The organism is Rhodococcus sp. Q1, from assembly GCF_004153645.1.
Lineage (GTDB): Bacteria > Actinomycetota > Actinomycetes > Mycobacteriales > Mycobacteriaceae > Rhodococcus > Rhodococcus gordoniae.
Map to the genome: position 1 here is coordinate 54020 of NZ_SDMJ01000009.1, position 13238 is coordinate 67257.

The following is a 13238-nucleotide window of genomic DNA, read 5'->3' on the forward strand; positions in this document are numbered from 1 at the left end:
TTCCGATTATTAGGCTTGCCAATCCTTCGAGTAGCATCGTTTTCCTGACCACGGGTGGGAGATTTCCCGCTGCACAAGAGGACGGACACACTATGAGGATTCGGACCGGACTGATATCGGGAGTGGCTCTGGCCACCGCCGCGGTGCTGACACTGTCGGCGTGCTCGGAGTCCGGTTCGGGTGGCGGAGCCGATTCGGACACCGCCGACCAGATCACCGTGTACAACGCCCAACACGAGTCACTGACCCAGGAATGGGCCGACGCCTTCACCGCCGAGACCGGCATCGAGGTAGAACTACGCAACGGCAACGACACCGAACTCGGCAACCTCCTCGTCGCCGAAGGTGACCAGTCGCCGGCCGACGTCTTCCTCACCGAGAACTCCCCGGCGATGACGCTGGTGGAGAACGCCGGACTCTTCGCCGACGTCGACCAGGACGTCCTCGACCAGGTCCCGAGCCAGTACCGGCCGTCGAGCGGCAAGTGGACCGGCATCGCGGCCCGCTCCACCGTCTTCGCATACAACAAGGACAGCCTGCCCCAGGACCAGCTTCCCGGGTCGCTGCTCGACCTGCAGGACCCTGCCTGGAAGGACCGATGGGCCGCGTCGCCGTCGGGCGCCGACTTCCAGGCCATCATCAGTGCGCTGCTCGAGCTGAAGGGTGAGGACGCCACCCGCCAGTGGCTGGCCGGGATGAAGGAGAATGTGCGCACCTACCAGGGGAACAACACGGTGATGAAGGCCGTCAACGCCGGGGAGATCCCGGGCGGCGTGATCTACCACTACTACTGGTTCGGAGATCAGTCCAGGACCGGTGAGAACAGCAACAACGTCGCGCTGCACTACTTCAAGAACGAGGATCCGGGCGCGTTCGTGAGCGTCTCGGGCGGCGGCGTCCTGAAATCGAGCACCCAGCAGGACGCAGCGCAGCGGTTCCTGAAGTTCGTCACCGGGAAACAAGGCCAGGAGGTTCTGCAGACCGGGACGTCCTTCGAGTACTCGGTCGGCAGCGATGTGCCGGCGAATCCGGAACTGGTGCCGCTCGCCGATCTGCAGGCCCCGAAGGTCGACCCCGCGAAGCTCAACAGCCCGCAGGTCACCGAACTCATGACGGAAGCCGGCCTGCTCTGAAACTTGCACCGATCGGCCGCACGCGGTCGGGCGACGCGGACACTCCCCGTCGCCCGGCCGCTCGGCCGCGCCCGCCGCTCCCCCTGGCGGTTGCCGCACTGATCGTGGTGGCCGCGTCACTCATCCCACTCGGCTACATCGTCGTGCAGAGCATCGACACGGGCTGGGATACCGCATCCGCGCTGCTGTTCCGCCCCCGCGTCGGCGAACTGCTGACGAACACCGTGCAATTGGTCGTCGTCACGGTGCCCCTCTGCATCGTCGTCGGTGTCCTCGCCGCCTGGCTCGTCGAGCGCACCCGGGTACCGGGAGCGAAGGTGTGGGCGGTGCTCCTCGCGGCACCGCTCGCCGTGCCGGCGTTCGTCAACAGCTATTCGTGGGTGACGCTGATTCCCTCCCTCGGCGGACTGCACGGCGGCGTTCTCATCGCCACCCTCTCCTACTTCCCGCTCGTCTACATTCCGACCGCCGCGACGCTACGTCGGCTCGATCCCGCCGTCGAGGAATCGGCGCGAGCCCTCGGCGTCGGCCCGTGGGCTGTGTTCTTCCGCGTCGTCGTCCCGCAACTGCGCCTTGCCATCGCCGGCGGAGCACTGTTGGTCGCACTGCACCTGCTCGCCGAATACGGCGCGTTCGTCTTCATCCGATTCAACACGTTCACCACGGCGATCTTCGAGCAGTACCAATCGACCTTCAACGGAACCGCAGCGACCATGCTCGCCGGCGTTCTGGTCCTGCTCTGCCTGTCCCTGCTGATCATCGAAGCGGTCGTCCGCGGCAGCGCCCGGTACGCCCGTCTCGGTCCAGGAGCTGCCCGCCGAGCCGTGCCTGCCGAGCTCGGCCCGTGGTACTCACCGATCGCACTGCTGTTCCTCGGGGTTCTGATCGCGTTGTCGGTCGGTGTCCCCGTCGGCAGTGTCCTGCGATGGCTCATCATCGGTGGCGGCGACGTCTGGGAATGGAACGCCCTGGCCGCCGCGCTGGCGCAGACCCTCGGGTTCGGCATCGTCGGCGCCGTGGTGACCTGTGTACTCGCGTTCCCTATCGCCTGGATCTCGATCCGCCACCGGGGTCGGTTCAGCCGCATCCTCGAGGGCGGCACCTACATTTCCAGTTCGCTGCCCGGCATCGTCGTGGCACTGGCGTTCGTCACGGTCACCATCCGTTATCTCCCTCCGCTCTATCAGAGCGTGACCGTGGTGATCGCCGCCTACGCGCTACTGTTCCTGCCACGCGCACTGGTCAATCTGCGGGCGGGACTCGCCCAGGCCCCTGTCGGGCTCGAGGAGGCCGCCCAGTCGCTCGGCCTGTCCCCACTCTCGGCGTTCTTCCGGGTGACCTTGCGGCTGGCGGCCCCGGCCATGGCCGCCGGTGGCGCGCTGGTGTTCCTGGGTATCGTCAACGAACTGACCGCCACCTTGCTGCTGGCTCCGACCGGTACCCGCACTCTCTCCATGCAGTTCTGGTCCCTGAGCAGCGAGATCGACTACGCCGGCGCCGCACCGTATGCACTGCTCATGATCGTGCTGTCGCTGCCCATGACCTACCTGCTTTTCTCTCAGTCGAAGAAGGTGGCGGGACTATGACCTACGCCCTCGAAGTGGCCGCACTCGACAAGTCCTTCGGCGCCACGCCGGTCCTGCGGCACGTCGGGTTCTCCGTGAAGACGGGCTCGACCACGGCGATCGTGGGCCCGTCCGGCTGCGGCAAAACCACCCTGCTCCGCCTGATCGCGGGTTTCGAGAAACCGGATTCCGGCACCATCGCCCTGGCCGGCCGGATCGTCGCAGGCGGTGGTTGGACGCCCGCGCACCGGCGTTCGGTGGGCTACGTCGCCCAGGACGGTGCGCTGTTTCCGCACGCCACCGTGGGAGCGAACGTCGGTTTCGGCCTTCCCCGCCGGGCCCGCAACTCAGCGAAGATCACCGAACTGCTCGAGATGGTCTCCCTCGACGCCTCGTACGCGTCCCGACGACCCGATCAGCTGTCGGGCGGGCAGCAGCAACGAGTGGCCCTCGCGCGGGCACTGGCGCGCGAACCGGAACTGATGCTGCTCGACGAACCGTTCTCCGCGCTGGACGCCGGCCTGCGGGCGAGCACTCGCAGGATCGTCGCCGACGTTCTCGCCAAGGCCGGGATCACCACCATCCTGGTGACCCACGATCAATCCGAGGCGCTGTCCTTCGCCGACCGGGTCGCAGTGATGAATGCAGGTCGGCTCGCCCAGATCGGCACCCCCCGCGAGATCTATTCCGCCCCCATCGACGTCACCACCGCACAGTTCATCGGTGACGCCGTCGTCCTGCCGGCTCGTATCGACGGCGGAACGGCACGCTGCGCGCTCGGCGAGATCCCGGTGTCCGCGAACGGTGTCCACGGACGCGCCCAGGTCATGGTGCGGCCCGAGCAGATCGAGCTCACCCTGGATGGCGCCGATGTGTCCGGGATGGTCGTCGATGTCGAGTATCTCGGATCGGAGATGCTCATCGGTATCCGCCTCGACGCCCCCGACGGCGCGGTCCCCGAACGCGTCACCGTGCGCCGCTTCGGTGTCACCACCCTCGATCCGGGCGACCGCGTCGGCATCCGAGTACTCGGCACCGGCGTGGCATACCCGGTTCGGTCTCTCGAGTCGGCGCCGGTCACCGGAGAATGGCAGCCTCCCGGCCTACAGCCCTGACGACATTCGAGCGCTCCTGTCGGCGACCTCCAGGTCGTACCTGCTTCAAGACCGTGCGGTGACGACGCGGTCGTCGAGAAACTCCTTCAATCCGTCACTGAAAACGTCATTGTCGTCACCAGCGACCATGTGGCCGGCGCCCGTGACATCGATCAGCGTGGCGGTCGGGATCAGGTCGAGCAGTTCCTTCGCACCTTCCTCGCTGACCACATTCGATTGCCGGCCCCGAACAAGCATGGTGGGCACCGTGATCGCCGCCGCAGCCTCTCGAGCGCGTTCGTACCGCATGAGGGAATCGGTTTGACGAGTGGGCTCGTCACCGTGGCGAAGAAACGCCGGATCCCAATGCCAGAACCAGCGGCCGTCGCGCAAGCGCAGGTTCTTGCGCAACCCCTGCGGATTGGACGTGCGAGCACGGTTCGGGGTGTACGCCGCGATCGCTGCGGCAGCCTCGTCCAGGCTGGCGAATCCTTCGAGGCCACTGCGCATGAACGCCGCGATCTCGGCGATGCCCTCGGTTTCGACTTTCGGCGCGATATCGACCAGGACCACCCCGCGAGCGAGGTCGGGATTCTCGCCCTGCCCGATCAACGACGTCATACCGCCCATCGACGCCCCGACCAGTACCGGCTTCTCCCCCAGCTCGCCGATGATCGCCGTCAGATCGGCGACCAGAGCATCGATGCCGTAGTCCCCGTCCGGTGCCCATCGACTGTCCCCGTGGCCACGGGCGTCCACAGCGATGGCAGACCAGCCGTCCGTCGCCAGCCTTCGGCCGGTATTTCGCCAGGAGTGCCGGGTCTGCCCGCCACCGTGCAGCAACAACACCACACCCTTGCGGTCGATGCCCGATCCGTTGTCGCTCACAGTGGGTGGGTCCCACCGATCCGCGGCAAGTACGACACCGTGGCCGCGAAATTCACACCGGGTGGCAATCGGATCCATGAGTCCCTCACCAACATTGTCGAGTCGAGTATTCACATCGATGGTGCACTACGCGGTAAACGGCGATTCACCCGCACCGGTCTACTCACCACCGAGCTCCGATCACGTCGTGGAACCATTCTCTCGGCGGCAGCGCCACAACAGAATTCGGACACGGGCTCTCGCCCTGGATGCCACCATCCGCGCGGTCGATTCACCGACGACACCGGCGAAGCTCGTCCGCACACGGTAATGACGACTACAAGCGTTGCTCCACTGCATCATCCGTCGTTCACGAGATCGGGTCACCCCATCCGATCGAAGCGAACAGAGTCGCACCGGGATCGGCTCCATCGGATCGATCGTTGCACTCCGCACTACCAGCCGGGGACTGCAGAGTTTGCGCAAAGTGTAGAAGCAGAACAACTTTCAGAATGCCGACAGTCCGGAAATCGCAAAGTTGAGAAAAGCCTCGAAGGTCTTGTCGGGGTCCGCGGCACCGCCCTGCTCGTTCAGCGCACCGGTCGTCTCACTGAGGATGAAACCGGCCAGGAGAGCAAAGAGGGTCTTGCGGGCGTAGACCTGTTCTTCCTCATCGACACCGGCGTTGGCGAGAACCCGGTCGAGCGCTCTCCAGAGGAGGTGATCGCTTCCGGTCACCTCCGGATGCGACAGCGCGTAGAGCCACAGAGACGGATGCCGGCGCGCACTGGTGCGACACGCATAGCCGAGCGCCCGGAGCTGCTCTGTCCACGGGGCCTCGTCATCGTCGGGCACATCCAGTTGGAGGGCAACCAAGGCGCACACCCGCCGGAGAAGGGCGGTCTTGTTGTCGACGTGGTGGTAGAGCGACATCGGGTTGACGTCGAGTTCGACCGCCAGCTTGCGCATGGACAGTCCCTCCACCCCGATCGCATCGATGAGGCGCAGAGCTGTCGAATAGATCTCTTCCGGGGTCAAGGGTGCACCCCGATGCGCGCTGGCGACCATACGCCGTATGCTAGCGATCGCCATACAGTGTATGGCTGGTGGTGGTACAGCCACCCGCCCCGGCCCGAAGGAGTCTTCCGTGTCCGCGACTCGCTCCGTCCCCAGCCTGCGAGGAGTGCCCATCCTCGGCAACGCCCTCCAGCTTGCCGGCGACGTACCCACCGACTTCCTGGTAGAAGCGGCCCAGGAGCATCCCGAGGGCATCTTTCAGGTGGACATCCTGGGTCACCGGGCGATGTTCGTCTACGATCCCGACCTCGTTGCCGAGGTCTGCGACGAGACACGGTTCTACAAGAGCATCGCGCCACCACTGTCGCTCGTGCGCGACTTCGCCGGCGACGGATTGTTCACTGCACGCGGCAACGAACCGGTTTGGGGTCAGGCACACCGCATCCTGATGCCCGCATTCGGACAGCGGTCCATGAAAGCCTACTTCGCGGAGATGCTCGAGGTCGCCGAAGCCCTGACCGCATCCTGGGCTCGGAGGGAAGGCGAAGACCTGCCCGTCGCCGACGACATGACTCGTCTGACCTTGGACACCATTGCGCTCACCGGCTTCGGCTTCCGATTCGAATCCTTCACCTCCCCACAACTTCATCCCTTCCTTCAAGCGATGAGCAACGCCTTGACCGAAGCCATGGTCCGCGCTCGGCAGCCCCGACTGGTTACCAGAATGCGCACCACACGCGACGAGACCTACCGAGCCGACATCCGTGTCATGCAGGAACTGGTGGACGAAGTCATCCGCCGGCGCCGCGGACGCGACCACGCCGGTAGAACGGACCTTCTCGGTTTGATGCTCGACGCCACCGACCCCCGAACCGGGCAGGCGTTGCCCGACGAGAACATCCGCAATCAGGTGCTGACCTTCCTCATTGCCGGACACGAGACGACCAGTGGACTGCTCTCCTTCGCCCTGTACAACCTGCTGCGCAACCCCCATGCGCTCGCCCAGGCGTACCGCGAGGTCGACCGGCTGCTTCCCGACGGCACCGCGCCGACATACGAAGCGATCATGAAACTGGACGTGATCCCCCGGGTGCTGGAGGAAACGCTCCGAATCTGGTCACCCATCCCCGGCATCATCCTCGAGCCGTTCTCCGACACCGAGATCGGCCACTATCCGATCCGCAAAGGTCAACAGATCTTCGTGTTGCTGCCGGCCCTGCACCGCCACCCGAAGGCGTGGGACAGGCCGGACGATTTCGACATCGACAGGTGGCTTCCCGAACGCAGAAACGCGCACCATCCCGCAGCATACAAACCGTTCGGAAACGGCGAACGCGCCTGTATAGGACGCCAGTTCGCTCTCACCGAAGCCAGGCTGGCTCTCGCGCTGATCCTGCAACAGTTCGCGATCGGTGATCCGCGTGCCTACCGAATGAAGCTCAAGCAGACCCTCACTCTCAAACCGGACGGTTTCACCGTCCGCGTCCGGAAACGCCGGCCTCATGAACGGGCCACCGAGCACACGCCTGTCGCGGCGACAACCCCCGAGGAACCGATCGACGCGGTCTCCGCCGGTACCGTCCTGACGATCGCGTACGGTTCCAACCTCGGCACCTGCGCCGATATCTCCGAACGGCTCGCCGAGCGGGCAGACCGATCCGGTTTCGACGTTCGCGTGATCACCCTCGACGAACTTGCTGCCGAACCGCCCCGTGAGGGGATTCTCGCCGTGATCGCCGCCAGCTACAACGGCCGAGCACCCGACAATGCCCAACTCTTCGATGCCTGTGACGAACTGCCGTCCCTGCACGACATACGGCTCGCGTTGCTCGGTTGCGGCGACACTCAGTGGCCCACCTACCAGGCCTTTCCTCGACGGGCCTACGCCAAGCTGACCGCGGCGGGAGCGGTGCCTCTGGTCGACCGGGGCGAGGCCGACGCAGCCGGTGATTTCGACGGTGGTGTCAGCGCGTGGACCACTGCACTGTGGGAAGCGCTGGCCGCCGAGTACGGCACAGCTGCCGATGCCGGCGGTAGCCGTTACCGAGTGGACGTTCTCACAGAATCCGACACACGTCCCGAGGTGCTCTCCGCGGCGTCCGTCCCGCTGACCGTGGTCGAGAACCACGAACTCACCGGTGATCCTGCCGGGCTCTGGGACTTCTCGCGTGAGGCACCCCGTCCCGGGGTGCGTTCGATCGTTGCCGCACTTCCCGACGGTGTCACCTATGCCGCAGGTGATCACCTCGCTGTCGTTGCCCGGAATGATCCCGAACAGGTGCAGCGGGCACTACGCGTTCTCCGTATCCCCCGCGGCCAGGTGGTGCGGTTACGTGCCCGAGGAACCACCCACCTGCCGATAGGCAGGCCGGTCACGGTGGGGCTGTTGTTGAGCGAATTCGTCGAACTGCAGGAGCCTGCCACACGCTCCGATCTCGAGACGCTGACCGCCTACACCTCCTGCCCGCATACCCGCGGGCAATTGAGGGCACTCGCCCACGCCTACGCCGAGGAGATTCTGGCCAAGCACGTGTGCGTGACCGATCTACTGGAATGGTTCCCTTCGATCACGCTGCCGCTGGCGGTCTTTCTGGAAACTACCGGACCGATCCGTCCGCGTTATTACTCGATCTCGTCGTCACCGTCGGCGAGGCCGGGTCATGTCCGGCTCACCGTCGGGCTGGTGGAAGGTGCCGCGTGGTCGGGCACGGGCCGGTACCGAGGCACGTGCTCTGCCTACCTGGCAGATCTGACACCCGGAGAGATCTTCTACGGTCATGTCCGCACGCCCATACCGTCGTTCCGTTTACCCGCCGATCCGACGACCCCGGTGATTCTGATCGGCCCCGGAACCGGTATCGCACCGTTGAGGGGTTTCCTGGAAGAGCGCGCCCACACCGCCTCGACAGGACCGATCGAGCTGTTCACCGGTTGCCGTCACCCGAAGCACGACCGGCTCTACGGCGACGAACTCGACACCTGGCACGAAGCCGGCCGGGTGCGGGTGCACACGGCCTACTCCGCGCTGCCCGGCCATCCGATCCGTTACGTCCAGCACGCCGTGGCTGCCGAAGCCGACCGCATCTGGGACCTACTCGAACAAGGGGCACATATCTACATCTGTGGAGACGGACTGCGCATGGCACCGGCTGTCCGACAAGCGTTGGCACAGATCTACGCCGACCGGACGGGCGACGACGGAGAAGTTCGGCTGCGCCGCCTCGAGACCGAAGGGCGCTACCATCAGGACATCTTTGCCTGACACCACACGCGATCGACCGAAGGCGGCAGCTGCACACCGCCGGCAATGGCTGCACAGCTGAACGATTCACTCGTCTTCCCGGACCGGACCGTGCACGCGCACCGCTTCGATCGTTCACCGGTCGGGCAGTTGCCTCCGACCCGGGCGGCGCTCCCCCGGAGGAGCAGAGCCGATATCAGGATCCCGTATGGATATCGCCGGAGAGCATCAGGATTTCGTAAGGATCCGGCCGAACCGGTTCGGTGGGTGCCAGCGTGTGATGCGGGTGCCGACCGGCGCCTGTTCGTGTCGACGGCAAGGGAAGACGATATGACCGACACCGCATACGTGGTGCTGATCTTGATGGGGTTCTCGGTGTGCGCCCTGGTGCTGCGGGCTCTGTACGTGCGCGGTGAGAGATGACCTGGACGGGTGTGGCGAGCGTCGTGCTCGTCGTGCTTGCGGCGGCACTGGTGGTGTACCTGCTGAGCGCACTGCTCGATCCGGAGAGGTTCTGACGGTCCGATGAATCCTGCTGTGGCCGCGGGACTGCAGATCGCTTTGGTCGTCGCAGTCCTGGCTTTGACCTATGTTCCGCTCGGTGACTATATAGCGAGGGTCTACACGACCGATCTCGCCCTGCGATGGAAGGACTTTCGAGTCGAGTCCCTGATGTACCGACTGTGCCGGATCGATCCCCGCGCCGAACAGACCTGGTACGGATACGCCGCGAGCGTGCTCGGCTTCTCGCTGGCGAGTGCGCTCTTCCTCTACGCGCTGCAGCGCCTTCAAGGTGTCCTGCCGCTCGACCACGGTCTGGGAGCGGTGAGTCCGGCAGTCGCATTCAATACCGCCGTCTCCTTCGTCACCAACACCAACTGGCAGTCCTACGTTCCCGAGACGACGATGAGCCCGATGACCCAATCTGTCGGTCTCGCGGTACAGAATTTCGTGTCCGCAGCCGTCGGTATGGCCGTGGCGGTTGCGTTGATTCGCGGCCTGGTGCGTGTCGGAGGTGGCGGTGAGATCGGCAACTTCTGGGTGGACCTGACCCGTGGGACCGTGCGGATCCTGCTGCCGCTGGCGTTCGTCATCGCACTGATCCTGTTGTCCCAGGGAGTAATCCAGTCGTATCGCAGTGGGTTCACCGCCACCGGCCTGGACGGGAACACGGTCACCACAGCACTGGCGCCGGTCGCTTCGCAGGAGGCCATCAAGGAACTGGGCACCAACGGCGGTGGCATCCTCGCCGCCAACTCTGCACACCCGTTCGAAAACCCCACCCCGATCAGCAACATCGTCGAGATTCTCGCGATCCTTCTGATTCCGGTCGCATTGACCCGCACCTTCGGCACGATGATCGGCAACCGCCGACAAGGCCTGACTGTCCTTGCCGTGATGGCCCTGCTCTACACCACCGTGCTGGCAGTGACGATGGCGGCCGAATCCGGCACTCGCGGCGTGGCTGCGAATGCCGCCGGCGCGATGATGGAGGGCAAGGAGGTGCGCTTCGGGATTCCCGGTTCGGTGCTGTTCGCCGTGACGACCACAGGAACGAGCACGGGCGCGGTGAACTCCGCGCACGACAGCATGTCCCCGCTCGGCGGCGGTGCCGTGCTGCTGAACATGCTGCTCGGCGAGATCGCGCCGGGTGGAGTGGGAACCGGCTTGTACGGCATCCTCGTCCTGTCGGTCATCGCCGTGTTCGTCGGCGGTCTGCTCGTGGGCCGTACCCCCGAGTTCCTCGGCAAGAAGCTACGCAGACGAGAAATCACCCTGGCCGCGCTGGCGGTGCTGGTAATGCCTGCGCTGGTGCTCACCGGCACCGGGATCACAGTGATCCTCTCGTCCACGACCGGATACCTCGGCAACTCGGGTGACCCGGGCACACCCGGCGCGATCCACGGCTTCACCGAGGTGCTCTATGCCTACGCGTCCGCGTCGAACAACAACGGCAGCGCCTTCGGTGGCCTCACCGCGACGAGCGACTGGCTTCAATCCTCCCTCGGGATGTGCATGCTGTTCGGGCGGTTCCTGCCGATCCTGTTCGTCCTCGCCCTGGCCGGGTCGTTCGCCACACAGCGACGCGTCCCGTCCGGTTCGGGGACCCTTCCCACCGCCGGCGTCGCATTCGCCGGTCTGCTCACCGGCACGACGGTGCTTGTCGCGGCCTTGACCTTCTTCCCCGCCCTCGCCCTGGGCCCGATCGCAGAGGCACTGCAGTGACTGTAGATGTTCGTCCGGAGCGGGAGACCGCCTCCACCCGGCCACACCGTGTCGGCAGCGGGGTGTTCACCACCCGCGAGCTGGTGACGTCGTTGCCCGGCGCGATACGCAAGCTCGACCCCCGACATGTGGCGCGCAATCCGGTCATGTTCGTCGTACTGGTCGGTTCGGTGGTGGCCACCGCTGCGGCCGCGGCCGAAGGCAGCCTGTTCGCCTGGTCGATCGCGGCGTGGCTGTGGTTCACCGTGCTGTTCGCCAACCTCGCCGAGTCGGTCGCCGAAGGGCGCGGCAAGGCACAAGCAGCGAGCCTACGAAAAGTCAAGCAGGACACCATCGCTCGCCGCCTCACCGGTCGCGGTACCGAGGAATCCGTCTCGACCACCGAACTGCACGTGGGTGATCTCGTCGTCGTGGAGAGCGGGCAGACGATTCCCGGTGACGGGGATGTGATCGACGGTATCGCCACAGTCGACGAATCGGCGATCACCGGGGAATCCGCACCGGTGATCCGGGAATCCGGTGGGGACCGGTGCGCGGTCACCGGTGGTACCACCGTGCTCTCCGACCGCATCGTCGTGCGGATCACCGCCGCACCCGGACAGACATTCGTGGACCGGATGATCGCTCTCGTCGAAGGCGCCGCCCGGCAGAAGACCCCCAACGAGATCGCCCTGAACATCCTGCTCGCCGCGTTGACGATCGTGTTCTTGCTCGCGGTCGTCGCGATCGGGCCGATGAGTGCGTACGCCGGGGTCGAGCAAGGACCGGTCGAACTGGTCGCACTGCTGGTGTGCTTGATCCCCACCACCATCGGCGCGCTGTTGTCCGCGATCGGCATCGCCGGGATGGACCGGCTCGTCCAACGCAACGTCCTGGCCAAGTCCGGCCGTGCTGTCGAAGCCGCCGGGGACATCGACACGCTGTTGCTGGACAAGACCGGCACCATCACCTACGGCAACCGTCGCGCCACCGCATTGCACCCCGCCCCCGGCGTCACGGACGTCGAAGCCGCTTCGGCCGCGCGACTGTCGAGTCTGGCCGACGGCACACCCGAGGGTCGCAGCATCGTCGAACTGTGTGCCGAGCGGTACCACCTCGATCCGAGTCCGTCCGGCAACGAGGGGTCCGCGGAGTTCGTCGCATTCACGGCGCACACCCGGATGAGCGGGCTCGACATGACCGGTGACGCCGGGAGCCCCGTCCGCATCCGCAAAGGCGCCGCCGACGCCCTCATCCGCTGGGTGGACGAGCACGGTGGGTCGACACCGCCGGAGGTGACCGTCGTCGTCGACAGAATCGCCCGTGACGGCGGGACTCCGCTGGTGATCGCCCGAGCCGATGATCGCAGCGCATCGGTACTCGGCGTCATCGAATTGACCGACGTGGTCAAACCCGGCATGGCACAGCGGTTCGCCCAACTGCGGGCAATGGGCATCCGCACGGTGATGATCACCGGCGACAACCCTCTCACCGCCAAGGCCATCGCGTCCGAGGCCGGGGTCGACGACTTTCTCGCCGAAGCCACGCCGGAGGACAAGCTGGCATTGATCCGAGCGGAGCAGCACGGTGGTCGCCTCGTCGCGATGACCGGCGACGGGACCAACGACGCACCGGCCCTCGCTCAGGCAGATGTGGGGGTAGCGATGAATACCGGAACCTCGGCAGCCAAGGAAGCCGGGAACATGGTCGATCTCGACTCCGACCCGACGAAGTTGATCGAGGTCGTGGAGATCGGCAAACAGTTGCTCATCACGCGCGGGGCCCTGACCACTTTCTCGCTGGCCAACGACCTGGCCAAGTACTTCGCGATCCTGCCGGCCCTCTTCAGCGGGATCTATCCGCAACTGGCAGGGCTGAACATCATGGGTCTTGCCACACCGCAATCCGCGATCCTCTCGGCGGTGATCTTCAATGCGTTGGTGATCGTGGCGCTGATCCCTCTTGCCCTGAAGGGGGTGCGCTACCGACCGGCGAGCGCGTCATCGCTGCTCAGCCGCAATCTGCTGATCTACGGTCTCGGCGGGGTGATCACGCCGTTCGTCGGGATCTGGTCGATCGATCTCGTGGTGCGTCTTGTTCCGGGAATGGGGTGATC

At 65.5% G+C, this 13238-nt stretch carries 9 protein-coding genes; 7 read left to right on the forward strand and 2 right to left on the reverse strand.

What is annotated here, in order from left to right:
* The first annotated feature begins 92 nt into the window (after positions 1 to 92).
* From EQ874_RS20305 to EQ874_RS20315, 3 genes are all read left to right on the forward strand, one after another.
* On the forward strand, positions 93 to 1133 hold the full coding sequence (locus EQ874_RS20305) for an iron ABC transporter substrate-binding protein (protein WP_064063689.1): 1041 nt from the start codon (positions 93 to 95) through the stop codon (positions 1131 to 1133).
* A gap of 83 nt (positions 1134 to 1216) precedes the next feature.
* The gene (locus tag EQ874_RS20310; RefSeq protein WP_242496849.1) at positions 1217 to 2719 is read left to right on the forward strand and encodes an iron ABC transporter permease; all 1503 of its coding nucleotides are present in this window, start codon (positions 1217 to 1219) and stop codon (positions 2717 to 2719) included.
* On the forward strand, positions 2716 to 3813 hold the full coding sequence (locus tag EQ874_RS20315) for an ABC transporter ATP-binding protein (protein ID WP_129977940.1): 1098 nt from the start codon (positions 2716 to 2718) through the stop codon (positions 3811 to 3813). The genes EQ874_RS20310 and EQ874_RS20315 overlap by 4 nt, the downstream gene beginning before the upstream one ends.
* Before the next feature lie 45 nt (positions 3814 to 3858).
* Here EQ874_RS20315 and EQ874_RS20320 read toward each other — a convergent pair whose 3' ends face one another.
* Positions 3859 to 4758, reverse strand: coding sequence for an alpha/beta hydrolase (locus tag EQ874_RS20320; protein ID WP_064063692.1), 900 nt, complete (start codon positions 4756 to 4758; stop codon positions 3859 to 3861).
* A 408-nt stretch (positions 4759 to 5166) separates the two neighbouring features.
* Complete coding sequence (locus EQ874_RS20325) at positions 5167 to 5727, reverse strand: TetR-like C-terminal domain-containing protein (RefSeq protein ID WP_165369291.1); 561 nt, start codon at positions 5725 to 5727, stop codon at positions 5167 to 5169.
* A 79-nt stretch (positions 5728 to 5806) separates the two neighbouring features.
* On the opposite strand from EQ874_RS20325, the gene EQ874_RS20330 reads away from it, so the two are divergent.
* The 4 genes from EQ874_RS20330 to kdpB all read left to right on the forward strand — a co-directional run bounded on the left by EQ874_RS20330 (position 5807) and on the right by kdpB (position 13236).
* Positions 5807 to 8938, forward strand: a complete 3132-nt coding sequence (locus tag EQ874_RS20330) for a cytochrome P450 (RefSeq protein ID WP_242496837.1) — start codon at positions 5807 to 5809, stop codon at positions 8936 to 8938.
* Positions 8939 to 9336: 398 nt separating this feature from the next.
* Entirely contained in the window at positions 9337 to 9435 is a 99-nt protein-coding gene (kdpF, locus tag EQ874_RS20335) for a K(+)-transporting ATPase subunit F (protein WP_129977943.1), read from the forward strand.
* A gap of 7 nt (positions 9436 to 9442) precedes the next feature.
* On the forward strand, positions 9443 to 11143 hold the full coding sequence (gene kdpA / locus EQ874_RS20340) for a potassium-transporting ATPase subunit KdpA (RefSeq protein ID WP_129977944.1): 1701 nt from the start codon (positions 9443 to 9445) through the stop codon (positions 11141 to 11143).
* Positions 11140 to 13236: a potassium-transporting ATPase subunit KdpB gene (kdpB, locus tag EQ874_RS20345; RefSeq protein ID WP_064063695.1), complete on the forward strand. Its 2097-nt coding sequence runs from the start codon at positions 11140 to 11142 to the stop codon at positions 13234 to 13236. The genes kdpA and kdpB overlap by 4 nt, the downstream gene beginning before the upstream one ends.
* Positions 13237 to 13238: the final 2 nt, after the last annotated feature.

Bases quoted from the DNA above. Each gene is read 5' to 3' on its own strand.
- EQ874_RS20305 (WP_064063689.1), top strand. From the start codon at position 93: ATGAGGATTCGGACCGGACTGATATCGGGAGTGGCTCTGGCCACCGCC.
- EQ874_RS20315 (WP_129977940.1), top strand. From the start codon at position 2,716: ATGACCTACGCCCTCGAAGTGGCCGCACTCGACAAGTCCTTCGGCGCC.
- EQ874_RS20320 (WP_064063692.1), bottom strand. From the start codon at position 4,758: ATGGATCCGATTGCCACCCGGTGTGAATTTCGCGGCCACGGTGTCGTA.
- EQ874_RS20325 (WP_165369291.1), bottom strand. From the start codon at position 5,727: ATGGTCGCCAGCGCGCATCGGGGTGCACCCTTGACCCCGGAAGAGATC.
- kdpF (WP_129977943.1), top strand. From the start codon at position 9,337: ATGACCTGGACGGGTGTGGCGAGCGTCGTGCTCGTCGTGCTTGCGGCG.
- kdpA (WP_129977944.1), top strand. From the start codon at position 9,443: ATGAATCCTGCTGTGGCCGCGGGACTGCAGATCGCTTTGGTCGTCGCA.